Below are 23,483 nucleotides of genomic sequence, written 5' to 3' on the forward strand. Positions count from 1 at the left end.
GGTGCGCTCCGGCCCTTCAGTCGCCGTCGATGACGGAAAGGGCCTGCTGCGGGTCCCAGTAGTTCTGGGCCTGGTAGATCTTCCCGTCCTTGAAACGGGTCTTGCCCGTGTAGGTGAGGGTGAAGGTCTTTCCCGTGGGCTCGCGGTCGAAGATGTAGCCCTGGTGCGTCACGGTCGTCTTCCAGGCGAGGTGGGCGATGTCGCCCTCCCAGCGCACGACCTCGGCGCTGTAGTGCGGGGCCAGCTTCTCCCGGACCTCGATCAGGCCGGCCTTGATGCCCTCCAGGTCCGTGCCGTCGTTCTCCAGAGCGAGCGCGCTCTCGTCCGTGAAGTGGCGGAATTCGGGGTGCATGAATTCCTCGACGAGGTCGTCGTCGTGACCGTTCAGAAGCTCGTCGATGTAGCGGCGCAGGACATTTTCCAGCTCTTCCTGGCTCTGGGTCATGAAAATCCCTTTCGAATGGATGTCTACGCGAAAACGCTACGCATGCGTTCGAATTGAGGGCACCCCTATCCGTCCCCTACCGCGTGCCCCCGCACCCCCAGCCGCCCCCGCACGGACCGGGAGAACGCGAAAAGCAGGCCGCCCACGCGCACGGGAAATGCGCGTGGGCGGCCTGCTCATGGGGGGTATGAGGACGCGTCAGCCGGGCCGACGGATCAGACGGCACTCTCCTCGGCGGCGCGCGCGCCAGCGGCGGTCGCCTCCGGCACGTCACCGGCCCCGGGAGCGGCGAGCAGCTTCGGCATCAGGACGGCGGCGGCCACGGCGCCCAGGACCGCCACGCCCGCGCACACCGCGGCCGATGCCGAGAACGCCTGCGCGAAGGCCGCCTTGGCGGCGGTCACGGTCGCCTCGGCCGCGGTGTCGGGCAGCGTCTTCGCCGCATCCAGCGCCTGGTCGAGGGAGTGCGTCGCGGACTCGGGTCCGTCCAGCGCGTAAGCCGTCGAGTAGCGGGTGGCCAGCACGCTGCCGACGACCGCGACGCCGAACGCGGCGCCCATCTCCTGCACCGTGTCGTTCATCGAGGAGAGCAGTCCCGACTTCTCCGGGGGGCCGGCTGTCATCAGGACGTCGTTGACGAGCGGCTGCGAAAGGCCCATGCCCGCACCGACCAGGGCCATCGCCACGACCATCGCGCCGTATCCGTGGGCCTCGGTGAACAGGGCGAACGTGGCGTACCCGGCGGCGAGGACCAGCAGCGAGAGGACGACCGTGGTGCGCGCGCCGAGGGCCTTGGCGACCACCGGGGAGAGCGGGGAGCAGATCATCAGCGCCACGGCGACCGGCAGGATGGCGGCCCCCGCGGCGAACGGCGAGTAGCCGAGCACGAGCTGGAACTGCTGGGTGATGACGAACAGGCTGCCGGTGAGCGCGAACATGAGGACGGCCATCGTGCCGCTGGAACCCAGGAACCTCCGGTTGCGCACCACCGCGAGGTCGATCATCGGGTGCCGGGCCGTCGCCTGCCGGACGAAGAACAGCACCGTCACGACGGCTCCGCCGATCAGTCCGGCCAGGACCTCGGGAGACGACCAGCCGAACCGCGGCTGCTCGATGACGCCGTACACGAGCGCCGACACGCCGACGATCGAGAGCAGCGTGCTGAGCGGGTCGAGCGGGTGGGACCCGGGGTCGGTGGACTCGGGCACCAGGACGGCCGCGCCGAGCACGGCGGCGGCGACCACGACGACGTTGATGAGGTAGAGCGACCCCCACCAGAAGTGCTCCAGCAGGATCCCGCCGATGAGCGGTCCCGTGACGGCACCGAGGGCCGTCACCGCGCCCCAGACGCCGATCGCCTTGGGGCGCTCCTCCTCGGAGAAGACGTGCACGAGGATGGAGAGCGTTCCGGGCATGAACGCGGAGGCTCCCGCGCCCATCAGTGCCCGGGCCGCGATCAGCTCCCACGACTCGGTGGAGAAGGCCGCGGCGACCGAGGCCGCGCCGAACAGCAGCAGACCGATGACCAGGAGCCGTTTGCGGCCGTAGCGGTCTGACAGGCTGCCGGCCAGGAGCAGCAGCCCCGCCAGGACGAGTGAGTACGCGTCCACCATCCACTGGAGTTCGCTCGTGCCCGCGTCCAGCTCTCTGCCGAGTGTCGGCAGCGCCACGTTGAGCACGGTCGAATCGATCGACACGACGAACACGGCGACCGCAAGGACGGCGAGAATCGCCCACCTGCGCGGATGCTCCCTCTTGTCCACCACAACTCCTCGCACGGCCGTGCCGGCCGCTCTACGACGGAAGGTACGGCTCCGAACGTAGGGGCCGCGCAAGACGGGCCACAACGCATCAGGGGAGGGTTAGGGGACCCCTATTCCTCCGGTCCGGGGCCCTGGGGCCGCCCTGCCCGGGCCGTACGCTCGGGGCGTTCGCGAGGAAGGAGACACCCCACATGCCGCTCGAACAGCAGACCGGGTTCGACGACGATCCCGCCCTCCTGGTCACCGATGTGCTCGGGGACCTGGTCCGGCCCGTGTCGTTCGCCCCGGTGGGCACCGGTCCGGTCGTGGTCACCGGCACGTACGTGAGCGATCCGCCGTTCTTCGGCGGCGGTGACGTCGGACGGCTCGCGGTGAGCGGCGTGGTGAACTCGCTGGCCACGGACGGGGCGGAGCCGCAGACGGTCGCGCTCGCCCTGACCGTGGAGGCGGGTCTGCCCCGCCTGCTGCTCCGGCGTCTCGCGGAGTCGGTCCGTGACACGACGCGTGAGGCCGGTGTCACCGTCGCCGCCGTCCACGGCCGGGTCGTGAGGGCCGGGGAGGCCGACCAGGTCTACGTCACCGCCACCGCGATCGGGTCTCCCCCGGCCTCACCGGCGGACGGCGCGCGCCCGGGGATGCAGCCGGGCGACAGCGTCCTGGTCAGCGGGCCGCTCGGCGATCACGAGGCCCATCTGCTGTCGCTGCGCGCCGGGTTGGGCTTCGAACACCATGTGACCAGTGGCTGCGCCCCCCTGGCCGGTCTCCTCGGCACCGTCCGCTCGAACGGGTACGGCGGCGCGGTACGGGCGGCCGCCGAGATCAACGAGGGCGGACTCGCCGCCGTGCTGCGTTCCTTCGTGGCACGGGACCGGGCCGGCGTCCGGCTCGACGAACGGGCGCTGCCGGTCCGGGCCGAGACCCGGGTCGCGCTGGAGAGCCTCGGTGTCGCTCCCTGGGACGCGGCGAGCCCGGGAAGTCTGTGCCTCGTCGTCGCTCCGGATGCCGCCCCCGGCGTGCTCGCGGCGCTGCGGTCCCATCCGTACGGCAGGTCGGCGGCGCTCGTGGGCCGCGTCGGCGCCCGCGCCGAACGCCTCCTCGTGCCGGTGGAGCTGGCGGCGGCGGACGGCACGGCGACGGCTCTGCCGACGCCGGTGGTCGACCTCGCGCGCCGGCTCCTCTAGGAGACGGCTCGTCGATCGGACCGGTCCCGCGCGTCGCCGGTGGACCGGTAGCCCCGCAGCAGCGCCACCGCGATCGCGGTCGCCGCCGCGGGGACGACCGCCGTGCCGACCAGGATCCCCAGCTCCGCCAGGGGCGTCTGGTCCGCCGCGCGGCCGTCGTCCGAGGACACATAGCCGAAGACCTGGAGAACCTGCGCGTAGAGGAACGGCCCCAGGGCCAGGCCCACCGCCTCGCCGGTGGAGAACAGCCCGGCGAGGACGCCGCCGTTGCGCCGGCCGGTGCGCCGCGCCTCCTCGGCGATGCACTCCGGCAGCATGGCGTAGAGGAACAGCAGCTGTCCCGCGTGCCCGGCCCCCGCGAGCAGCATCGCGGCGAGCACCAGCGGCGCCGGCAGCAGCGGCGCGGCGAGGACGAGCAGACACCCCGCCGCGAACAGCGCACAGGCGGCGGTGTAGGCCCTCCGGCTGCCGAGCCGGGCGCTCAGCCGCGCCCACAGGGGCGTCGAGACGAAGTTGGGCGCGACGAAACAGGCGACCAGGGCACCGGTCCATCCCGGGCCGCCGAGCACCTGCCGGGCGAGGTACGGCGCTCCGGCCAGCAGCACCCCGGTGGCGACGGTCTGCACGGTGGCGGCTCGCAGCAGCGCCATGAACGGCGCGTTGCCGCGTGCCGCGCCGAGCTGGCGTCGGAGGCTCGGCTCGCTCTCGAGGACCGGGCCGCCACCGGCGGACGCGGTGCCGAAGAAGACGCCGAGCGCCCCGGCCGCGATCACCGCCGCGCCGAAGAGGCCCGCCCAGCGGTGACCGGCCGTTCCCCCGCCGCCCGCTGCGACGAGCACCGGTGCCACGGATCCGGCCACCAGTGCGGCGACCCCGATCACGGCGACGCGCCCCGCGGCCAGCCGCACCTGATCCTGGCGGCGCGCGGCGAGTTCGGCGGGCATCGCGGCGTACGGGATCTGGAAGCAGGCGAACGCGGTGGCCGTGAGCAGGAAGCCCGTCTCGGTGAGCCACGCCCCCGCGGTCCCGTCCGCGATGCCCGCGAACATCAGCGCGAACGCCCCGGCCATGCCGAGCCCGCCGCACAGGACGTACGGCCGGCGCGCCCCCCAGCGGGACCGCGTCCCGTCGCTGAGCCGTCCTACCAGCGGGTTGATGACGGCCACCCACGCCTTGGGCACCAGCACGGCGAGGCCGGCGAGTGCCGCCGCGACCCCGAGGGTGTCGGTGAGATAGGGCAGCAGCAGGAGCCCGGGCAGGGTGGTGAAGGTCCCCGACGCCAGCGCGCCGACGGCGTATCCCGCGCGCACCCGCCGGGACAGCCCGGTCCCGGTGTCCGGGTGCGGGGGCTCCCCGGCGGTCCGGGCCGGCGCCCCGGTACTCCCGACAGGTGCGGTGATCATGGTGCGCCGCCTTTCGTCAGCTCGCGAGGGCCCCGCCCCGGGTGCGGGGGAATCACCCGGGGCGAGGGCTCGGCCGCCACACTGCCGAGGCACTGTTGGATTTCGCTAAAGGCGCCGCGCCCCGGCCGGCGGCGTCTCCGCAGAAGCGGTCGTGCAGCTTGCTGCCACCGTGCGGCGCTGGCGGGCGGCGCCGGCCCTTGCACATCCTTGATCGTGAGCGCGTTCGACGCCGTATCGAGGGGGGCACCATGACGGACGCCATGACGGCCGGGCAGAGACCCGCGCCGCGGACCCACGGGACCGAGGCCGCGTTGTTCGGCACCACCCGTCATCTGATCCACTGCCCGCTCTCGTGGGACCGCTGTCTGGACTCGCCGGGCGTCGGCGAGGAGCACTTCGTGATCGCCGACCATCTCCCCGAAGAACACCCTCTGTTCAACGACGGCCCGTGCTCGTTCCACGACGTCCAGGTGGTGACCGAGGCGGTGCGCGAGATCGGCGAGTTCGTCGGCCACCGCTACTTCGGCGTGCCGCCGGAACGGCCGGGCCTGTTCCACGCGTACGACCTCGACCTCACCGATCTGTCCGCCTGGCGGGCCGGGCCGGCCGGAGGCAGCAGGCTCACCACCCGGCTGCGGGCGACGCCCGTCCATGTGCTCAACGGCGTGCCCCGCGGTCTGACGTTCCACGTCGAGGTGAGCATCGACGGCCGGCGCTGTGCCACCGGCTCCGCCGGGGTCGTCTTCCTCGCTCCCGCGCTGTACCGCAACCAGCTGGACTACGCCCGCCCGGACGCGGACCCCGCGCCGGAGGACGAGGGGGCGCCGCCGCACCGGCCCGCGACGCCCACCGACGCCGCGTCGGTCGGGCGTTCCGCCCCGGAGAACGTCCTGGTCGGTGATGCGCGGCAGCTCTCCGCCGGACGCCTGTCCGCGCGGATCCGCACCGAGGGAATCGGCGCGGTGTTCGCCGGGGACGACGGCCGGCTGCCCGGACTGCACCTCCTGGAGTCGCTGCGCCAGACCGCGCTGCTCGCGGCCGGCCGCTGTCACGGCCTCGCGGCGGAGCGCAGCACCCTCGCCACCTCCCGGGTCCGGTTCCGCGGCTCGGCCGCGGCCGGCGCCCCGCTGCGCTGCGTGGCCGTCCCCGGTCCGCTGGAGCGGGACCCGGCGGGCCGGCCTTCACTGCCCGTCACGCTCACGCTCACCCAGAACCGCAAGGCCGTCGCGGAAGCGCGCACGGTCGTGGTCCAGGATCTGTGAAGGGCCGCACATGAGATTCCGGATCCTGGGCCCCCTCGAGGTCGCGGGCGACCCGGGCCCGGCTTCCGCGGGAGCGCACACGCCCGGCCCCCCGAAGCTGCGTGCCGTCCTGGGCACCCTGCTGGCCAGGGCCGACGAGGTCGTGCCGGTGAGCGCGCTCATGGACGAGCTGTGGCCGGACGGCCCCCCGCGCACCGCCGTGACCACCCTGCACGTCTACGTGTCCCAGATCCGCAAGGCCCTGTCCGCCGCCGGCCCGCGCGACGGCCGTGAGCTCCTGGAGACGCGGCGGCCCGGATACGTGATGCACACCGCCCCCGGCGAGCTGGATCTGGCCGAGTTCGAGGATCTGCGCGGTCAGGGCCGCGCCTCGCTGGGGAAGGGCGACCACGCGGGCGCCGCCGTCCTGCTGCGGCGGGCCGAGGACCTGTGGCGCGGCCCGTTCCTGAGCGGCACCCCGTACGGCCCACTGCTCGCGTCCACGGCCGCCCGGCTGGAGGAAGCCCGCCTGGACGCCGTCGAACACCGCGTACGGGCCGAGCTCGGTCTCGGTCGCGGCCCCGAACTCGTCACCGAGCTGCGGTCCTTGACGACCGAACATCCGCTGCGGGAGGAGCTGCAGGCCCTACTGATCACCGCGCTCCACCGCGCCGGACGGCTGGCGGAGGCGCTGCACGCCTACGCGCAGGTGCGCCGCCGGCTGGTCGACGAGCTCGGGGCCGAGCCGGGCGCCCGGCTGCGCGCCCTGCACCGGGAACTCCTGGACGCCCAGGACGAGCCGCTGCCCCGCGGTGCGGCGGCGCTCACCGGCCCGGGGCGGGCCGTCGTCGCGGCGGTCCGTCCGGCGGCGGGGCTGCCGGCGCCGGACGGGGAGCTGGTCGGCCGCGAGCGGGAACTCGCGCTCGTCGAGGAGGCGTTGACCGCGCCGCGGCCCGGTGGCTGGACGGCGGTCACCGGCCCCCCCGGCTCCGGGAAGACGGCCGTCGCGGTGGCGGCGGCCCGACGGGTGGCCGACGCCTTCCCCGACGGTGTGCTGTTCCTCGCCCTGAGGCCGGCTCACGGCCCCGTCCTCGCACCCGGCGAGGCGGCGGCACGGCTGCTGCGCCAGGCCGGGGTGCGTGTCGCCGCCGGGTCCGAGCCGCTGGAGGCGCTGAGCGCCCTGACGGCGGCACGACGCATCCTCATCGTCCTGGACGACGCGCCGTCCGTGGCCCATGTACGCCCCTTGCTGCCCACCGCCCCGGGCAGTACGGCCCTGGTCACCGGGCGACTCCTGCCGCACGGTTCGGCAGGTCTGCGGTCCGTGCCCCTCGGCGTGCTCGGGCGGGAGGCGGCCGCGGAACTGCTCGCGGCCGCCGGTCCGTCGGCGGCCGCCGAGATCGCGCGGCTCTGCGGCCGGCTGCCGCTGGCCCTGCGGGCCGCCGCGCTCCAGCTGTCGGCGCGCCCCCACTGGTCGGGCGAGACCCTCGTCGCGCGGCTCGGCGACGAGGCGACCCGCCTGGACGCCCTGCGGATCGGTGAACTCGACGTCCGGGGGCGCCTGATGAGCGCCTACGAGGAGGTCCCGGACGCCGCGCGCGGCGCGTTCCGGTTGCTCGGCGTGCTGCCTCCGGGCGCGTTCCGCCTGCGGACGGCCGCCGCCGTCCTGGACCTGACGACCGGGGCGGCCGCACCCCTGATGGAGTGCCTCGTCGACCACCACCTGCTGACGGCCACGGCCCCGGACACGTACATGTTCCCGGAACTGCCGCGCGTGCTCGCCGCGGAACGGCTCGGCGCCGAGGAGCCGGAGGGTTCGGCACGGGCCGCGACCACCCGGATGTGCGAGGCCTACGCGGACTCGTACGGGCGTCCGGACGCCCCACCGGTCCCGGCCGGGGACGTGGACGCGGTGGCCCGGACCGTGAGGACGGCGCACTCCGCCGGTCTGTGGTCCGCGGCCGTCCGCCTCGCGGACGCGCTGACCACCGCCCTGGAGGGCACCGCCTCCTGGGGGGTCTGGGAGGAGACGCACACGCTGGCGCTCGACGCCGCCCGCCGGTGGGGGAACGACCCCGCCCACGCGCGGATGCTGCGCAAGCTCGCCGATCTCGCCTGGCAGCGGCGGGACGTCGAGCGGTCGGCGGAGCTGTACGGAAGGGCGGCGCGGCGCGCGGAGGAAGCCGGCCAGGCCGACGAGCGGGCGCGGTCGCTGGCCGGGCTCGCCGAACTCCGGCTGGACGACGGCCGGGTGGACCGGGCGACCGAGCTGCTGCTGCGCGGCGCCCTCGACGCCGCGTCCGCCGCCGGTCCGGCGGGGCGCTACGAGGCCCGGAGGGTCGAAGCCCTGATGGCGATCGAGACCGGGGCGGCGGGAGCCGCTGTGGCGCCGCTGACGGAGTGTCTCGCGCTCGCGTCCGAGCTCGGCGACCGCCGCCGCGAGGCGTACGCACGCCGGGCCCTGCGCGCGGCGGAAGGCCCGCAGGGCCCGGTCGAAGTGCGGCCCGGTGTCTGGCGGTTGCGAAGGGACCGCCGACGGGCGGTCCGGTGAAGGACGGTCCGGTGAAGGGGGACGAGATGCTGCTGACGCGGCGGGTAGCGACGGCCGGTGACACCGGTGACACCGGTGACGCCGACGGAATGGGCGACGTGAGCCGGCCGGAGAGCGGTGCGGGGAGCCGGTCCGGGAGCCGTCCGGGGAGCGGGCCGGAGAGCCGGTCCGGGAGCCGGCCAGGGAGCCGGGGCGGCGCGCTGGTCGGCCGTGCCGACGAGCTGGCGGCCCTGGAGGCCCGGCTGCGCGATCCGGGGTGCCGTCTGATCACGCTCATCGGTCCGGCCGGGGTGGGCAAGAGCCGCCTGGCCGCTGCCGCCGCCGACGCGGTGACCCTGCCCGCCGGCCCGCCGGTGCCCGGTGACGTCTTCGACGCCGTACGGACTCCTGATCCGGCCGGCCCCGATTCCCTCGCCGCCGCAGCCGCCGAACTCGCCCGCCTTCCCGGCCGGTCCCTGCTGTTCCTGGACGGCTGCGACCACGAACGGCGGCCGCGAGCCGAGGCGGTGGCCGCGCTCCTCGACGCCGATGCCGGGATCACCGTGCTGGCTACCGCGCTCGAACCGCTCGGCGTGTACGGCGAGCAGCTCGTGTCGGTCGCTCCGCTGCCAGTGCCCCGGCCGGCCGAGCGAGAGGACCCGCAGGCCCTCGCCCGGGTGCCGGCCGTGGAGCTGTTCCTGCTGCGGGCGGCCGAGGCGCGGCCCGGCTTCGCGCTGACGGAGGAGAACGCGGGGGACGTCGCGGATCTGTGCGGGCTGCTCGAAGGACTGCCGCTCGCACTCGAACTCGCCGCCGACCGCTCCCGGTTGTATCCCCCGGGGGCGCTGCTCGCCCGGGTCCGGCGGCGTCCGGTCGCCCTGTCCGGCGGCCCGGCGACCGCACCCGCGCGGCACCGTTCCCTCGCGGCGCTGGCCGAGTGGGGCTGCCGGGGTCTGACGGCGGAGCAACGCGCCCTCCTGGAACGCCTGTCGGTGTACGAGCCCGGATTCGGCGCGGTCGCGTTCGACCGCGCGGACGAGGAGCACCTGGACGCCCTGCTCGACCGGGGCGTGCTCACGCTCACCGTTGACGGCCGGCACGACGATCCGGTCCACACGGTGCCCGAGCCGTACCGGTCGTACTGCCGTGGCGCCCTGGAGGAGGACGGCCGGCTGGACGCGGCGGCGGACGGCCACGCGGACCGCTACGCGCGCCTGGTCGCGGCGACCGCGCCCCGGCTGGGCGGCACCGAGCAGGCCCGGTGGCTCGGGGTGCTCGCCGCCGAGGCCCCCAACGTGCTCGCCGCCCTCGACCGGCTGCACCGGCGCGGTGACGCCGAGACGGCGGCGGCCACGGTGCTCGCCTGCCGGGAGCCGTGGCTCGCGCAGGGACGGCTGCGGGAGGGCCTTGCCTGGTGCGACCTGCTGGCGGAGGGCGCCGTCCCGGAGGCGACCGGGGCGCGGCTGATCGATCTGTCCGGCGAGCTGGCCGCGGCCCGTGGCGACACGGCCGACGCGGTACGGCGGCACCGCGCGGCGCTCGCCGCGTGCAAACGGCTCGGCGACCGCCGGCAGGCGGCGCTCGTCACCGCGCGCCTGGGCGCCGCGCTGCTCGCGGACGACGACCCCCAGGCCGCCCTGGCCGCGCTCGAACCGTCGGCGGCCACGCTCGGGTCCCTGGGAGCCGCCGGTCCGGCCGCCCGCGCCGCCGTCGCCCTGTCCGGGGCCCTCCACGCCCTCGGCCGCACGCGCAAGGCCGGCGAGACCGCCGACCGGGCGCGCGAGGCGCTGCGGCGTCTGGGCGACCGGCGGGGGCTGATCGAGGCCCTGGGGCGCTCCGCCGAGCTGAGCGCGGGCCCGGACGGGCGGGGTGCCGTCGACGCGTTCCTGCGGGAGGCCCTGCGCCTGTGCGGGGACACCGGGGAGCTGACCCGTCTCCCGTACGTCCTGGAGCTCTTCGCCCTGCACGTCCTGGACACCAGCCCGGTCCAGCAGCCGCGGGTGGTGCGGCTGCTCGCCGCGGCCGGTGCGCTGCGCGAGCGACTGGACACGCGCGCCCCGGTCCGCCTTCGCTCCGCGCGCGACGAGGCCGTGGACGGGCTCCGCGCCCGGCTGGGCTGGACCGCGTACTCCACAGCGCTGGCCGAGGGTCGCGCGCTGGACGCCGACGCCGTCGTACGCGAAGCCCTGTCGGCTCCGGCAGCCGCGCGCGCGGACGACCCGCCCGCCGTCGAGCAGCAGCCGCTCACGCCCCGGCAGGTCCAGGTGGCGATGCTCGTCTCGGAGGGATTGACGAACCGCCAGATCGCCGCACGTCTGGGCCTGTCCGAATGGACGGTCGTCAATCACGTCCGTCAGATCATGCGGCGCCTGGACTGCTCGTCCCGGGTCCAGGTCGCCTGGGCGATCGGGAAGTGGGCATGAGCACGCGAGAGACCGCGCCGCGTCGGCCGGCCGGCGGAGGCGCCGAGTTCGCGGCCCCGGACGTCCGCGGTGCCCTGGCGGCCGTCGCACCGCCGCCGGACGTGGCGAACGCGTACCGGTCGCACGGCTGGTGGCGCACCGACACGTTCGCCACCGACCTCCGGCGGACGGCGGCCCGGTTCCCCCGGCGTGCCGCGATCGTCCAGCGCCGGACCCACCGCCCTCCCGGACAGCGGACGACGGTGCTCGACTACGGGCGACTCGATCTGTACGTGGACCGCTTCGCGGCGGCGCTCGCCTCACTCGGTGTCCGCACCGGCGACCCCGTCGCGTACCAGCTGCCGAACCGCTGGGAGACCGCGGCACTTTTCCTCGCCTGCCTGCGCCTCGGCGCCGTGGCCGTGCCCGTGCTGCCCACGGTGCGGGCGCGGGGTCTGCACCGCGTCCTGGAGGCGTCCCAGGCCCGGATCTGCGTGGTCCCCGACGTGTGGGAGGGCTTCCCGCACGAGGAGGTCCTGGCCGAGAGCGCCGCCGGGCTGCCCTGGCTGCGCCACCGCGTGGTCGCCCGGGCGCCCTGGGCGTCCCGCGCGGCGGGGCGCCACGACTCGCCCGGCCCCCACCCCGCGACCGGGCCACACGACCCGGCCGGTGCCGTGGACTTCGACCGGTACTTCCTGCGGACACCGCACGAGCGCGGCCCGTACGGGCGCAGGTCCGTCCCGTACGGCGAAGGGACCGCCGACCGGGTGTGCCTGATGGTCACGGTGACGGGAACCGGCGAGAACTTCCGCTCGGTCCTGCACACGGCCAACACCCTGTACGCCGCGATCGGTGCGCAGGACGACCGGACCGGACCCGGCAGACGGCTGGGCGAGGTGTTCTACTCGGCGCTGCCGCTGACCTCGCTCGCCTCCACCCTGTACGCCGTGTGCTGGCCTCTCGCGGTCGGCGGCACGGGGGTGTACGAGGACGTGTGGACCCCCGGCGGATGCCTGGACCTGATGGACACGGCGCGCGTCGACCAGGCGTACGCCTCCCCCGCCCACTGGGCCGAGGTGCTGGCGGCGCAGCGGCGCCGCCCCCGCGCCCTCGACTCCCTCCGGCTGGTCCTCTCGGGCGGCCGGACGAGCACGCCGGAGGACCTGCTGTCCGGGCTCCCCGAGGCGCTCGGCGCTCCCGTACGCGGGGTGTGGGGCGCGCCGGAGCTCGGCATGGGGACCCTGACCAGGGGCGACATCCCCGCCGAGCGCGAGGGGGCGAGCGACGGCGTGCCCCTGGCCGGTCTCGAGGTGTCGCCGCTGCCCGGGCGCGACGCGGCGCCGGGCGAGGTGTCGCCGCTCCGGGTACGGGGCCCCTCCGTCTGCCTGGCGACCTGGCGACACGGCGATGCGGCTCCCGTGGCGACCTGGGACACCGACGGGGGGTGGCTGGACACGGGCGACCTGGCGAGGCCCGACGGGCTCGGCGGTCTCCGGGTGACCGGCCGGGCCGGCAGCCGTACGGGCGCGCTCTTCATGGTGCCGGTGGACCTCGTCGAGCGGGAGCTGCTGACCCATCCCGGTGTCGGGGAGGCCGCGGTGATCGGTCACACCGACCAGGAGCTCGGCGAGCGGCCCTGCGCGGTCGTGGTCCCCGCCGCCGAGGAGACCCCGCCGTCGCTCCTCGCACTGCGGGAGCACCTGGCCGCGCGCGGTACGGGCGAGGCCTTCCTGCCGACCCGCCTGGAACTGGTGGGTTCGCTCCCCCGCGACGAGCGGGGAGCCGTCCGCAGGGACTGGCTGCGGTCCTGGCTCGAGCGGCTGCGCCCGGGGCAGCCGCGCACGGCGCCGACGCGAGGCCGGGCCGTGTCCGGACAGTAGGCCCGGGCGGGTCCTCCCGGACACCCCCCAGGGGGTGTTCCTCGCCGCTCAGGCGGTGGCCACGAAGGAGGCGAGGGAGGCGAGTTCGGTGCGCCAAGCCGGCGGGAGCGGCGCCTGGTCGGCGGTGTTCGCGGCGTCGGCGGCCAGACCGGCGGCCCGCACGCGCGCCTCGCGCCGGCCCTGGTCGTCGAGGAGCATGTCCCGCATCAGCGCCGCATCGTCGTCGAATTCCGCTCCCCCCGACAGGAAGCAGTTCAGCCGCCAGGCGGCGTGGACCTTGGCACCGTAGTCCCGGTAGACGTCGACCAGGTCGTGGCGCCCGGCGAGTTCAGCCCCGAGCACCAGGGGGCTCTCGACGGCGTACGTGCCCGTGGCGCAGCCCCGCGGACAGTTCCCGGCGACGCACGACCCGGGCCAGGGGTCGTCGCGGTAGGCGGCCTTCGCGGCGGCGGCTCCGTGCGCGCCGAGCACGCGCTCCGTACGCAGCCGCTCCCACCCGTCCCTCGTCGCCGGGGGCAGGGCGGCCGCGAACCGGTCGGCGTAGGCGAGGGCGAGGTCACCCGCCAGGACGGCCGTGCCCTCGCCGAACCGCCGGGACTCGCCGCGCCAGCCGTTGCGTTCGTGTTCCGCGGCGTGGCTGACGTGGAGCGTGGGCACGCCGCGGCGCAGCACGGCACCGTCCCGGGTGTCGCCGCGGATGCACCAGCAGGTGTCGAGCAGTTCCAGGGCCGCCGCGGCGTCGACGGCCGTCCGTGACTCCGGATCACCCCCGGCCGCCAGGAACCCGGTGAGGAACAGCAGGGGGCGGATCCGGTCCGCGCCGCCGCGGACGACGGTCGCGACGTCGCTGACCAGAGTCGCCGCGGGACGGTCCGCGGCGGCCCACCGGGTGTGTTCGGCCGTGAGCAGTTCGCCGATCCGCGCCTCGACCCGGTCGAGCATGCGGTCGCGGATCGCACCGGGTGTCGCGGGTGCGGTGGAGTGCCGTGTCGGCCGGCGCTTCGTCATGGGTGCTTCCCCTCGCTGGGCTGCGCTCATGACCCAGCCTGCGGGTAGGGGTGAGAGCCGCCCAGCCGTCCCGCGTACGCGCTGCCGGGTCCGCGGGCCGGGACGGCGGGGACGGGCAGAGGACAGCCTGTCCGTGGAGCGCGGACGCTCTGCTTGCCATCCCCTTGTCATGGGGAGGCGGGGGTCGGGCGAGGCCCGCGCCGCCCCGCGCGTCAGACCTCGGCGGCGATGAGCTGGAGCTCGACGGGTAGGTCCTGCCGCCGGGTGATGCCGAGCTTCCGGTAGGCGCGCGTGAGGTGCTGCTCCACGGTGCTGACGGTGATGAAGAGCTTCCCCGCGATCTCCTTGTTGGTGTCGCCGCGCACCGCCAGTGCGGCGACGCGTCGTTCCGAGTCGCTGAGCTGCTCGGCCAGTTCGGCGAAGGACGCCGTGACGGGGGGTGCCGCCGGGGCGGGCGGGCTGCCGACGAGGGTGACGGTGTTGCGCAGTGGATGGGCCCCGCACTCGTCGGCGAGGTGCCAGGCCGTCCGGTTCACCATGGCGGCCCGGGCCGATTCCCCGCAGTCCCGCAGGGCGTTCCCGAAGTCGCCCAGCGCCCGGGCGAGTTCGTAGCGGTCGCCCGAGCGTCTCAGGGCCTCGGTGGCCCGGGCGAGGAGCGCCTGTCGCTTCCTCGGCTCCTGGAGCGTCGCGCGCAGCCGCAGGGAGATGCCCTGCACCCAGGGGTCCACGGCGTCGGGCGTGGCGAGCTGCTGGGTGACGAACCGTTCGGCCTGGGCGGACTCACCGAGTCGGTACAGGGCCTCGGCGGCGTCCGTCCGCCAGGGCAGCACGACGGGCCGGTCCAGGCCCCAGCGCCGCATGCGCCGTCCGATCTCCAGGAAGTCGCCGAGGGCCGCGTGGTGTCTGCTGGTGGCGAGGTGGAACTGGCCGCGGGCGCGGAGATAGGCGAGTCCGTGCACACTGCCGAGGAGGGTCTCCGGCACCGGGCGTGCCAGCTCGGCCGCGACGCTGTCGGTTCGCCCGAGGGCGAGCCGGGCCCGCATCAGGACGCCGGTGACGCCGCACATCGTCGCGCTGCCCGGCGACCGGGGAACCGACTCAAGGGCGGCGAGCGCCTCCCGCTCGGCTCCGTCCAGATCGCCTTGGCGCAGCAGGGCTTCGGCGTGCAGGGTGCGCAGGAGCACCCCCCAGCCGGGGGACGCCCGCCGTTCCGTCTCCTCGACGAGGTCCCGGCACCACGGCAGGGCCCTGACGGCGCCACCGAGGTACAGCAGGGTCCGCAGGGCCTGCACCGTGGGCTCGATGGTGGCGCGGCCGGCCGAGGAGCCGCGCAGGAAGGCCTCGGCCGCGGCGGCCGCCGCGGCCGGGCTGCCGTCGGGCAGGAGCCACGGAGCCGCGCCCGGACCGGCCGGATGTTCGCGTGTCGCACCGGGCACCCCCGAGGTGCCGTCCCTCTCGTGCGGGGCCTGGTGCCTGCGGGTGGCAGCGCGCCGGGGGAAGGCCGCGAGGCCGTCCAGCGGGTCGGTGCGGGCGCCTTCGGCGCACGGCCCGCGGTACACGCTCGCCCGGTCGCCGGCGGTCACCGCGTCGCCGCCGGTCAACGCGTCGCCGCCGGTCACCGCGTCGCCGCCGGTCACCCGGTCGTCGACGATCACCCGGTCGTCGGCGTCGAGGAGTCCCAGGACCTCCTCCGCCTCGTCGAGCCGGCCCTGACCGATGAGCAGCCGGGCCAGGGCGCTCGTACCGGCCGGGCCCGTCCTGCGGGCACGGGCGTGCTCCAGCGCCGCGCTCAGCCGCAGTTCCGCGTCGCCGGGGTCGATCCGCGAGGCGATCTCGGCGAGGCCCAGGCGGTTGTCGTGGCGCGCCGAGGCGTCGTCGATGCCCTCCCCCGCCAGTTCGAGGCAGGCGAGCGCCCGCCGGGGCCGACCCGCGCAGAGCAGTTGTGCGGCGGCGCTCCGGAGGACCGGTACGGCCCACGGCCGGCTCACGTCCCGGGCCGCGACCAGGTGTTCCGCCACGGCGGGGGCGTCGGCCCCGTCCGCGTGGACGACCGCCGCAGCCGTCCGGTGCAGGGCGGTGCGGTGCGCCGGTGCCATGCGGTCGAGCACCGCCGCACGTGCGGCGGGGTGCCGGAACCGGACGCCGTCGAGCAGGCCCGCCGCGCCGAGCGCCTCGGCCATCCGGGCCGTGCGGGAGACCGGTGCCCCGGCGAGTGCGGCGGCGTGGCCGGGAGTGGCGAGGTCGTCGAGCACGGCGAGCGCGTTCGCCAGTTCGACGGTTCCGGAACCGTTGCGCTGCAGGCAGGCGAGCAGCGCGCGGCCGAAGGCTCCGTCCTGCTGCGGCCGCGTGTCCTCCGGGGCGCCTCGCAGGTCGTCGAGGAGTGCCCGCACAAGCAGCGGATTTCCCCCGCTGGCGTGATGGATCCCGCGGTGCGCCTCCTCGTCCTCGATCCCCTCGTCCCGCAGCAGTTCGGCCACCGCGACCGGGCTCAGCGGCGAAAGGCGCAGCCGTACGAGTCGCGGAAGCCGTATGAGTTCGGTGTCGAGCACCGGGTCGGCTTCCCGTCCGTCCAGGGATCTCGCCAGGACCAGCAGGATGCCGGCCGTCCTGGCCGCGTGGGCGAGGTGGAGCAGGTAGTGGCGCGAGAGGTGGTCGGCGTGCTGCCAGTCGTCCACACAGATCACCACCGGCCCCTGCCCGGCCAGCCGGCGCACGGCGGAGCTGAAGAGCTCCATCGACTCGCCGCGCCCGCCCGCTCCCTGGTGACGGGGGTCGAGCGCGCCGGGTGGTGCCCCCGCCGCGACCTGGCTGAGCGCACCGAGCGGCAGGCCCGACTCGGCGGCCGAACCCGTGGCGCGCAGGACGACGGCGCCCTGGAAGGCGGCTCGTTCGGCCACGCGGGCGAGCAGTTCGCTCTTGCCGCATCCGACGGCGGCCTCGACGAGCACCGTGGCCCCCCGCCCTGCCCCACAGGCGGCGAGCGCGGATTCCAGCGCTTCTTGTTCCACCGCTCGTTCCACGAGTTTCATGCAACGCCCCCGCGATTACACAATGTGTTGTCGGCGGACGCATCGACCGCCTCTAGGCGGTAATGCGTCACTCAGGAATTATGCGATTCGGCCAGTGCACGGGATTCACTTCGAACGGTGTCCAGAAGTTGCACGACAACAATTCCTCACCGTCCGGCCCCGCCGGATCCGCCCGGTGCGAATGCCCTGCGCCGGTCGGGCATGGCAAGCGCATGGCAAGGCGCGTCCTGCGGCCTGGCCGTCGTCCGGCAGGGTCCGTCGGCCGGTGCGCCCGGCATGGCAGCCGGCTGGTGGATCCGCCCCCGCGGGGCCGCCCTCACGGCCTCCGGGCCTGCCACGACTCGCCCGGGGCGGGGGTCGACCGCAAGCGTGGAGGGCATCCGTCACGCCGATGAATCGGGGCCTCCATGCTCGCCTCCCTGCTGCCGCCCCAGGTGGCCGCCGTCGAAGTCAGAACCGACCCGTCGGGTGCCGCGCTCTTTCCCGAGGAGGAGGAGTGCGTCCGTGACGCGGTGCCCAAGCGCCGCGCGGAGTTCACCGCGGTCCGCTGGTGCGCGCGGGTGGCGATGAACCGGCTCGGGATGCCGCCGGCGCCGGTCGTCCCGGGCCACCGGGGCGCTCCCGGCTGGGACCCCTCGCTGTCCGGCAGCATGACGCACTGCGCCGGCTACCGCGCGGCGGCGCTGGCCCGCCGCGCGGACATCGCCTCGCTCGGCATCGACGCCGAGCCCGACGAGCCGCTGCCGGAAGGGATCCTGCAGGTCATCGCCCTGGATACGGAGCGTCGCCAGGTGGCGGGACTGCTCCGGTCGCACCCCGGGCTGGCGTGGGACAGGCTGCTGTTCAGCGCGAAGGAGTCGGTGTTCAAGACCTGGTATCCGCTGACCGGACGCGAACTCGGCTTCGAGGAGGCCCTGATCACCCTGGATCCGGCGAGCGAGTCCTTCCGCGTCCGCCTGCTGGCCGACGAAGGACCGTCGCGAGACGCCCCGCGCGCCTTCACCGGCCGCTGGGCGGCGGGGGGTGGCGTCCTGGTCACCGCGATCGCCCACACCGCGGACGTACTGGTTCCGGCATGACGAGAGGCTCCCCGCACGGTCACTGCGGAGAGCCTCGCCGTCATGCGCCCCCGAGGGGGCGGTCCATCAGGTCCAGCGGTCGTCGCCCGGAATGCAGTCGGTGACCGCGGCGCCGATGCCGCCCAGGTCGATCCGGACACCTACCGACACGTCCGCCGTCGCGGCCTCCGGGGAGCTCGCGGCTTCGGCGCCGCCCGCTGCGAAGATGCCGACCGCAATCGCGACGGCCGCCGCGCCCATGACACGCTGCCCTATCCCTCGCATGGAAATCCCCATGTCCTCTCCCCCAATTGGCAAAGACTCTTCAAAGGGACTTTGATTGAAAGGTCCACTAATGAACCCGGCTCGCCGCCCCGCCTGCTGAGATCAGCCTGCCCTGCGCTCTCGCCGATGACCAAGCTCAGGACGGTGGCGTAAAGTTGCATGACAACAAATACGCCTGACCGGGGGAGCGGCACAAATGGGCAGAACTGAGGATTCCGCTTCGGGTTTCGCCGAGCTGGACGACATCAGCGCCAGCGCCTACGGACAGGCGGTCCGTCTCGGCATGTTCGATCACGAGGCCATCGCCGAGAACCTCGCCCTCGATCCGCCGGAGACCCGCCGGGCCGAGAAGGTGCTGCGCCACCTGAAGCTCCTTCAGCCCATGCCGGGAGACCCGTCGGTCCTCGTGCCGGTCGGACCCGACGTGGCCGCCGCCGACCTGGTCGGCGCCGCCGAACGCCAGATACGGGACCTTCAGAACGCCGTGACGGACGTACGGACGCGGCTGATGTCGCTGACCCCCCTCTACTTCGAGGGCCGCCGCGAGCGGAACCGGGTCGAGGCCTTCGACCTCATCAGCGACCCCGCGCTCGTCCAGTCGATGATCGACGAACGCCGGCAGCACTGCCGCAGTGAACTGCTCATCGTCCAGCCCGGCGGCCCGCGCCCGGCCGAAGTCCTGCCCGCGGCACGGGAATCGGCCCAGGAGATGCTGAACCGGGGCGTCCGGCTGCGCACCCTGTACCAGCACACGGCACGCAGCGACCTGCCGACCCGTTCCTACGTCCGCGACGTGTCCGAGGCGGGGGCGGAGGTCCGCACCGCGGACGAGGTGATCGACCGCATCTTCATCTACGACCGGGAGATCGCCTTCCTTCCGGAACGTGTCGACTGCGCGGACCGGACTCCCGGCGCCGCCGTCGTGCGCGAGCCCACCCTGGTGGCGTTCCTCTGCGCGGTCTTCGAGTACCTCTGGGACGGTGCCACGCCGTTCGAGCCGGACACGTCCAGGACGCCGACCACCGACGACGGTGTGAAGCACTCGATCCTGCGGCTGATGTCCAAGGGCTACAAGGACGAGATGGTCGCCCGGCGCCTCGGCATGTCCGTCCGCACCTGCCGGCGGCACATCGCGGAGATCACCGAGGAACTGGAGGCGACCAGCCGCTTCCAGGCCGGCTTCAACGTGGCCAGGTCCGGAATGCTCGACGCCCGCCCCGCCCAACTGATCTGACAGTACGTGGACACAGCCCGCTATCCCCGCTCGTCGAGGGCCTCGACGATGGCCTCCGCACAGTCCCGGTCGAGCATCGTCGTGATGTCGGTATCCGTGGACGAGCCGAATCCGGCGTCGTAGACGGCGGCGCTCACGCAGTACTCCTCGTCGATCACGAACGTGCGGAACCCCCATTCGTCCCCGGTTCCCGTCGTTCCGTCGGGCCGCTGCACCTGTACGGGACGGCCATCCGGGCCGAAGCCGAACTCCGTGAAGCGGAAGTTCATCCCCTGCCCCATGGCCTTGCTGTACGCCTCCTTCAGGGTCCACAGCCGCACCAGACCGGGGTTGCGCTCCCGCTCCTCCAACTCCGCCAGCGTGATCAGCTCGTACGGGGTGCACACGTGGCGCCCGAGCCCACTGCCGTACATCGGCCGGTCCACCCGCTCGGCGTCGACGCCGATGAGCCCGCGCGTCGTGAGCCCCACCACGAGCAGGTCGCACGTGTGGCTGAGGCTGATGTCGACCTGGTCGCAACCGCGCAGATAGGGCCGTCCGGTCGGACCGTACGCCAGCTCCAGCTCCTCCGGCGCGCTGCGCAGGACAGCGCCCGCGGCGCACTTCAGCAGCATCCGCGACGCCGCGTAGCGACTGCGGACCTCGGAGTGCGCCAGTCCGAGGTAGCGCGACCAGTCCCGGCCGAGGATCTCGCGCAGCGCCTCGCCCTCCGGGACCTGCGTGCCGAGTTCCGAGAGCCTCGCCCACAGCAGCGCCGAGCCGCTCTCCCGCAAGTCCTGCCGCACCTGGCCCCAAGCGGCGTCGGAACAGTCGGCGACCTCCACCGGAACGGTGAGCGGCGGCCCCACGGCCGCACCTCCGGGGAACGTCATCCTTGCTCCTTCACTAAGGCATAGATCTGTTCGAACGTCCTGGCCTCCAGCAGGGGGCGAAGGGGAAGCCGGCGTCCCGCCTCCTCCTCCAGCAGCGTGAGGAGTTGCAGCAGGAGTACGGAGTCCCACTCCGGCACGTCGGCGAGGTTCGTACCTGCACCTCGTTCTCGCAGGTCAACAGAGAACTCATCATGGATCAGAAGCAGGAATTCGTCGAGGCTCCCCAGCTTCACGCGCTTCCCTCCCTGGCCGAATTCGACCGCACACGAACGTGCGCGGGCATGGCCGGAATCGTGATCACGTCGCGCACGAAGATCACCTTTTCCGCAGCGCGGAACACTTCCGCGAATCCCAGGGACGGATAGAAACCCGCCGCCCGCTCGTTCTTGGCGGTACGGACGTACCGGGCCCGCACCTCCACGCACCCGGTCTCCCGTGCCAGCTCCAGCACGCGCGTCAGGAGCGCCTGCTCGATCCCACGGGCCAGCACTCGGCAGCTGAGCCAGAGGTTCTCGATGTCCAGCACGTCCCCGGTGCGGCGCGCGAGCACCGCCCCCACCAGCCCGCTGTCCCCGAACCGGTCGGCCGCGCGGGCCGCGAGAAGCACCCCGCCGTCCGTCCCGTCCGCGGCCGCGGCGACCTCCGTCTCGGTCATTCTCGTTCCGGCCAGATTGAACCGGTTGGTGCGCCGGGTGAGTTGGGCGATTCTGGCCTGTTCGTGCGCATGGGGCGGGCCGCACTCCAGCTCGGTGCCCAGGTCACGCAGGAAGTCCTCCGCCGCCCCGGTCCGCAGCCGCAGCTCCCGGCGCCGCGCCTCGGCGCGATAACGCCGGTTCCGGTCGCGGTCGTCCTCGGTCAGGCTCGGACAGTCGAACCAGCCGTCGCGCAGCAGCCGGGACGCATGGAGCGCCGGCTCGTCGTCGAGTCGTACGACGGCCGCCTCGGGCACGCCGCGCCGTACGCGTGCGCACTCCGCGGCGGAGTCGTCCACGAACACGAGCGCGTCGGTACCGATGCCCAGGTGTTCCGCGATGTCGAGCAGATGCCCGTCCTTCGGGTCCCAGTCGGCCTCGATCCGTACGAAGTCGGTGTCGCGCAGCCGCAGGTCCGGATGGTCGCGGAGGGCGGCCACCGCCTCCCCCCGGTCGTTCCTGGTGCTCACCGCGAGCAGGACTCCCTGGGAGGCGAGCTGTTTCACGACCCGCTGGAAGGCCCCGAACGCCTCACCGCGGTCGGTCCCCGCGGCGGCGATCCCGTCGGCCCCTTCCTCCGCGAGCACCCCGTCCCAGAGCGTCTGGTCCAGGTCGAGCACCAGGCACTTGCGGGTCTTCCCCCGCAGCGCCCGCACCAGGTGCGCCACCTCCCGCGCGTACGCGGCGAGCAACGGTGCCCCGAGGCGGGCCCCGGCGTAGTGGGCCAGGCGGACGTCGTGCACCGGACCGCCCTCGGCGAGGAGCGGATCGAGGTCGATCACCACCAGCCCTGGCGTCGTCCCCGACAGCCGCAGCAGCCCGCTGTTGAAGTCGCGCCAGACGGCGCCGAGGGCCGCCCTGGAGCGGTGGTCCACCAGTTGGTGGCTCCAGGAGCGCAGCAGCGGCACGGTGTTGAGGACGAGCGGGCTGCCGGAGGCCGCCGTGTGCGCGGCGGCGACGTCGGCGAGCAGCGCCAGCGTCTCGTCCGCGGCCCGCGCCACGTCCTCGGGCCGCCACACCTCGGGAACCCGCGCGAAGACGGTCTCCGCGTCCAGGAGGCACAGGGTCAGGTCCTGGCCGACGCCGTGGAGGTGGCCTTCCCGGTCCGTCAGATCGTGGACGTACGCCCCGTGGTCGCCCAGGACCGGTCGCAGCAGGATGCCGTGCCGGGCCAGCTCCGCGGTGAGCGGATCCACGACCGGGGCCACGGTGGACTGTCCGGTGATCGCGACCGTGACGACGGGGGTCCCCGGGTGACACTCGAGCACCCGCCGCGGGTCCACTCCCGCGAGCAGCCGTCCGGCCCGGCGCAACGCGACGGGATCGTCCTCGGCCTCGGACCGTGCGAGCAGGCCGGCCACCGTGTCGTAGGAGGCCTCCAGGGAGTCCCGCGCCCGCAGTTCGCGCAGCCGGTCGACAGCGTTCGTCTCCATGCCGTCTCAGACCTTCTCCAGAGCGAGCCCGGTCCTGATCCACTTGCTGGACTCCACCGCCAGGGCGACGGCCCGCTCGCCCCGCGCCATGACGTCCAGGAGCCGGTCGATCTGGAGGAGCGGCAGCGCGTTCCCGGTGTTGCCCGTGTCCGTGACACAGCTGACCTCGTGGGCGTCCGGGAGCGCGAGCCGCTCCGTGATGCGCTCGGTCATCCGCCGCGAGAGCTGTGGGGGCAGCAGGTGGTCGACGTCCCCGGGGTTCCATCCGGCGACGGCGAGGACGTCCCACAGGAGCTCCACCGCCATGCCGGGCACGTGCTCCTCGATCGCCTTGTAGTCCTCGGCCAGGATCGGACGGGGCGACTCGCGGTCGCTGACGCCGTACCAGTCGATCAGCTGTCCCGGCTCCCGTCCCAGACCGGTGAAGCGGTGGACGAGACCGCGCACGGCCACCGCGTCGCCCGTCGGCTGCGCCGTCAGGACGGCGGCGCCGGCTCCGTCGCCGAAGAGGACGTAGTTGACGAGCTCCTGGCTGGGCAGGCCGGCCGCCCGGGCGCGCAGGTCGAGATGGCGGTGGGTGACGTCCCCTCCGATCACCAGGCCGGCCTCCGCACCCGCGGCCAGCAGTTTCTGTCCGAGTTCGACCGCCTGGATCGCTCCGGAGCAGCCGGCCTGCAGCTGGTACACCGGGAGATGGTCGAGACCGAGCCGGTCGGCGACCTGGGCCGCGGTCGTGGGCAGCAACCGGTCCGGGGTGGCGGTCGCCAGGACGAGGAACTCGATGTCCCCCGCCTCCAGGCCGCTGCGCGCCAGGGCCCCGGCCCCGGCCTCGGCGCAGAGATCGGCGAGCGTGTCACGGATCTGCCCGGTGGCGAGGTCCCGGGCGAAGTGGCGGGTCCTGGTCCCGACGAACACGTCGATCCACTCGGCGCTGACGGCGAGCGCCGCGCCGAGCGTGGTGTTGTCGACAGGCTCGCCCGGCAGGGCCGTTCCGGTGGCGGCGATGAACGCGGTCCGTTCCATGGTG

At 74.4% G+C, this 23,483-nt stretch carries 17 protein-coding genes; 7 read left to right on the forward strand and 10 right to left on the reverse strand.

Features of this window, described 5'->3' with window-relative positions:
* Nucleotides 1–16: 16 nt before the first annotated feature.
* Together ACN9M0_RS05260 and ACN9M0_RS05265 are read right to left on the reverse strand one after the other, a co-directional pair.
* Entirely contained in the window at nt 17–445 is a 429-nt protein-coding gene (locus ACN9M0_RS05260; RefSeq protein ID WP_366038628.1) for an ester cyclase, read from the reverse strand.
* Between the two features lie 215 nt (nt 446–660).
* Nucleotides 661–2,208, reverse strand: coding sequence for an MFS transporter (locus ACN9M0_RS05265; protein ID WP_366038627.1), 1,548 nt, complete (start codon nt 2,206–2,208; stop codon nt 661–663).
* 191 nt (nt 2,209–2,399) lie between these two features.
* On the opposite strand from ACN9M0_RS05265, the gene ACN9M0_RS05270 reads away from it, so the two are divergent.
* Nucleotides 2,400–3,389: an AIR synthase-related protein gene (locus ACN9M0_RS05270; RefSeq protein ID WP_426403202.1), complete on the forward strand. Its 990-nt coding sequence runs from the start codon at nt 2,400–2,402 to the stop codon at nt 3,387–3,389.
* Here the strand turns inward: ACN9M0_RS05270 and ACN9M0_RS05275 are convergent.
* Complete coding sequence (locus ACN9M0_RS05275) at nt 3,386–4,792, reverse strand: MFS transporter (protein WP_426403203.1); 1,407 nt, start codon at nt 4,790–4,792, stop codon at nt 3,386–3,388. The genes ACN9M0_RS05270 and ACN9M0_RS05275 overlap by 4 nt on opposite strands.
* Nucleotides 4,793–5,040: 248 nt before the next feature.
* On the opposite strand from ACN9M0_RS05275, the gene ACN9M0_RS05280 reads away from it, so the two are divergent.
* Genes ACN9M0_RS05280 through ACN9M0_RS05295 form a run of 4 tightly spaced genes read left to right on the forward strand, consistent with a single transcriptional unit; the run spans nt 5,041 to nt 12,845 of the window.
* Nucleotides 5,041–6,054 (forward strand): AfsA-related hotdog domain-containing protein, encoded by a 1,014-nt coding sequence (locus ACN9M0_RS05280; protein ID WP_366038622.1) that lies wholly within the window; start codon nt 5,041–5,043, stop codon nt 6,052–6,054.
* A 10-nt stretch (nt 6,055–6,064) separates the two neighbouring features.
* Nucleotides 6,065–8,584 carry a BTAD domain-containing putative transcriptional regulator gene (locus ACN9M0_RS05285; protein ID WP_426403204.1) on the forward strand — a complete coding sequence of 840 codons (2,520 nt, stop codon included), beginning with the start codon at nt 6,065–6,067 and terminating at the stop codon, nt 8,582–8,584.
* Nucleotides 8,585–8,595: 11 nt separating this feature from the next.
* The gene (locus tag ACN9M0_RS05290; protein ID WP_426403205.1) at nt 8,596–10,986 is read left to right on the forward strand and encodes an ATP-binding protein; all 2,391 of its coding nucleotides are present in this window, start codon (nt 8,596–8,598) and stop codon (nt 10,984–10,986) included.
* Complete coding sequence (locus ACN9M0_RS05295; RefSeq protein ID WP_399699573.1) at nt 10,983–12,845, forward strand: AMP-binding protein; 1,863 nt, start codon at nt 10,983–10,985, stop codon at nt 12,843–12,845. The genes ACN9M0_RS05290 and ACN9M0_RS05295 overlap by 4 nt, the downstream gene beginning before the upstream one ends.
* Nucleotides 12,846–12,893: 48 nt before the next feature.
* Here the strand turns inward: ACN9M0_RS05295 and ACN9M0_RS05300 are convergent, their stop codons facing one another.
* Both ACN9M0_RS05300 and ACN9M0_RS05305 read right to left on the reverse strand, forming a co-directional pair.
* A complete protein-coding gene (locus tag ACN9M0_RS05300) occupies nt 12,894–13,853 on the reverse strand; it encodes a polyprenyl synthetase family protein (protein WP_366038617.1) in 960 nt (319 codons plus the stop codon).
* Between the two features lie 212 nt (nt 13,854–14,065).
* Nucleotides 14,066–16,882, reverse strand: a complete 2,817-nt coding sequence (locus ACN9M0_RS05305) for a LuxR C-terminal-related transcriptional regulator (RefSeq protein ID WP_426403206.1) — start codon at nt 16,880–16,882, stop codon at nt 14,066–14,068.
* A gap of 407 nt (nt 16,883–17,289) precedes the next feature.
* Between ACN9M0_RS05305 and ACN9M0_RS05310 the strand changes: the two genes are divergently transcribed.
* On the forward strand, nt 17,290–17,961 hold the full coding sequence (locus ACN9M0_RS05310) for a 4'-phosphopantetheinyl transferase family protein (protein WP_366038615.1): 672 nt from the start codon (nt 17,290–17,292) through the stop codon (nt 17,959–17,961).
* A 66-nt stretch (nt 17,962–18,027) separates the two neighbouring features.
* On the opposite strand, the gene ACN9M0_RS05315 is transcribed toward ACN9M0_RS05310, so the two are convergent.
* Nucleotides 18,028–18,237, reverse strand: a complete 210-nt coding sequence (locus tag ACN9M0_RS05315; RefSeq protein ID WP_366038614.1) for a hypothetical protein — start codon at nt 18,235–18,237, stop codon at nt 18,028–18,030.
* 184 nt (nt 18,238–18,421) lie between these two features.
* Here ACN9M0_RS05315 and ACN9M0_RS05320 point away from each other — a divergent pair, with 184 nt between their 5' ends.
* Nucleotides 18,422–19,459 (forward strand): LuxR C-terminal-related transcriptional regulator, encoded by a 1,038-nt coding sequence (locus tag ACN9M0_RS05320; protein ID WP_366038613.1) that lies wholly within the window; start codon nt 18,422–18,424, stop codon nt 19,457–19,459.
* A 20-nt stretch (nt 19,460–19,479) separates the two neighbouring features.
* On the opposite strand, the gene ACN9M0_RS05325 is transcribed toward ACN9M0_RS05320, so the two are convergent.
* From ACN9M0_RS05325 to ACN9M0_RS05340, 4 genes are read right to left on the reverse strand one after another with little or no spacing between them, the layout of a single operon-like run.
* Nucleotides 19,480–20,331: a 4'-phosphopantetheinyl transferase family protein gene (locus tag ACN9M0_RS05325; RefSeq protein ID WP_366038612.1), complete on the reverse strand. Its 852-nt coding sequence runs from the start codon at nt 20,329–20,331 to the stop codon at nt 19,480–19,482.
* The gene (locus ACN9M0_RS05330) at nt 20,328–20,564 is read right to left on the reverse strand and encodes an acyl carrier protein (protein WP_366038611.1); all 237 of its coding nucleotides are present in this window, start codon (nt 20,562–20,564) and stop codon (nt 20,328–20,330) included. Before ACN9M0_RS05330 ends, ACN9M0_RS05325 begins: the two co-directional genes overlap by 4 nt.
* Nucleotides 20,561–22,456 (reverse strand): HAD-IIIC family phosphatase, encoded by a 1,896-nt coding sequence (locus ACN9M0_RS05335; protein ID WP_426403207.1) that lies wholly within the window; start codon nt 22,454–22,456, stop codon nt 20,561–20,563. The genes ACN9M0_RS05330 and ACN9M0_RS05335 overlap by 4 nt, the downstream gene beginning before the upstream one ends.
* A 6-nt stretch (nt 22,457–22,462) precedes the next feature.
* Nucleotides 22,463–23,479 carry a 3-oxoacyl-ACP synthase III family protein gene (locus ACN9M0_RS05340; protein ID WP_366038609.1) on the reverse strand — a complete coding sequence of 339 codons (1,017 nt, stop codon included), beginning with the start codon at nt 23,477–23,479 and terminating at the stop codon, nt 22,463–22,465.
* Nucleotides 23,480–23,483: the final 4 nt, after the last annotated feature.

Origin of the sequence: Streptomyces sp. R-07 (assembly GCF_049913175.1) — a bacterium.
Classification (GTDB): Bacteria; Actinomycetota; Actinomycetes; order Streptomycetales; family Streptomycetaceae; genus Streptomyces.

Coding starts and splice junctions, on each gene's coding strand:
- ACN9M0_RS05260 (WP_366038628.1), bottom strand. CDS start 445: ATGACCCAGAGCCAGGAAGAGCTGGAAAATGTCCTGCGCCGCTACATC.
- ACN9M0_RS05270 (WP_426403202.1), top strand. CDS start 2,400: ATGCCGCTCGAACAGCAGACCGGGTTCGACGACGATCCCGCCCTCCTG.
- ACN9M0_RS05275 (WP_426403203.1), bottom strand. CDS start 4,792: ATGATCACCGCACCTGTCGGGAGTACCGGGGCGCCGGCCCGGACCGCC.
- ACN9M0_RS05280 (WP_366038622.1), top strand. CDS start 5,041: ATGACGGACGCCATGACGGCCGGGCAGAGACCCGCGCCGCGGACCCAC.
- ACN9M0_RS05285 (WP_426403204.1), top strand. CDS start 6,065: ATGAGATTCCGGATCCTGGGCCCCCTCGAGGTCGCGGGCGACCCGGGC.
- ACN9M0_RS05295 (WP_399699573.1), top strand. CDS start 10,983: ATGAGCACGCGAGAGACCGCGCCGCGTCGGCCGGCCGGCGGAGGCGCC.
- ACN9M0_RS05300 (WP_366038617.1), bottom strand. CDS start 13,853: ATGACGAAGCGCCGGCCGACACGGCACTCCACCGCACCCGCGACACCC.
- ACN9M0_RS05305 (WP_426403206.1), bottom strand. CDS start 16,882: ATGAAACTCGTGGAACGAGCGGTGGAACAAGAAGCGCTGGAATCCGCG.
- ACN9M0_RS05310 (WP_366038615.1), top strand. CDS start 17,290: ATGCTCGCCTCCCTGCTGCCGCCCCAGGTGGCCGCCGTCGAAGTCAGA.
- ACN9M0_RS05315 (WP_366038614.1), bottom strand. CDS start 18,237: ATGGGGATTTCCATGCGAGGGATAGGGCAGCGTGTCATGGGCGCGGCG.
- ACN9M0_RS05320 (WP_366038613.1), top strand. CDS start 18,422: ATGGGCAGAACTGAGGATTCCGCTTCGGGTTTCGCCGAGCTGGACGAC.
- ACN9M0_RS05325 (WP_366038612.1), bottom strand. CDS start 20,331: ATGACGTTCCCCGGAGGTGCGGCCGTGGGGCCGCCGCTCACCGTTCCG.
- ACN9M0_RS05335 (WP_426403207.1), bottom strand. CDS start 22,456: ATGGAGACGAACGCTGTCGACCGGCTGCGCGAACTGCGGGCGCGGGAC.
- ACN9M0_RS05340 (WP_366038609.1), bottom strand. CDS start 23,479: ATGGAACGGACCGCGTTCATCGCCGCCACCGGAACGGCCCTGCCGGGC.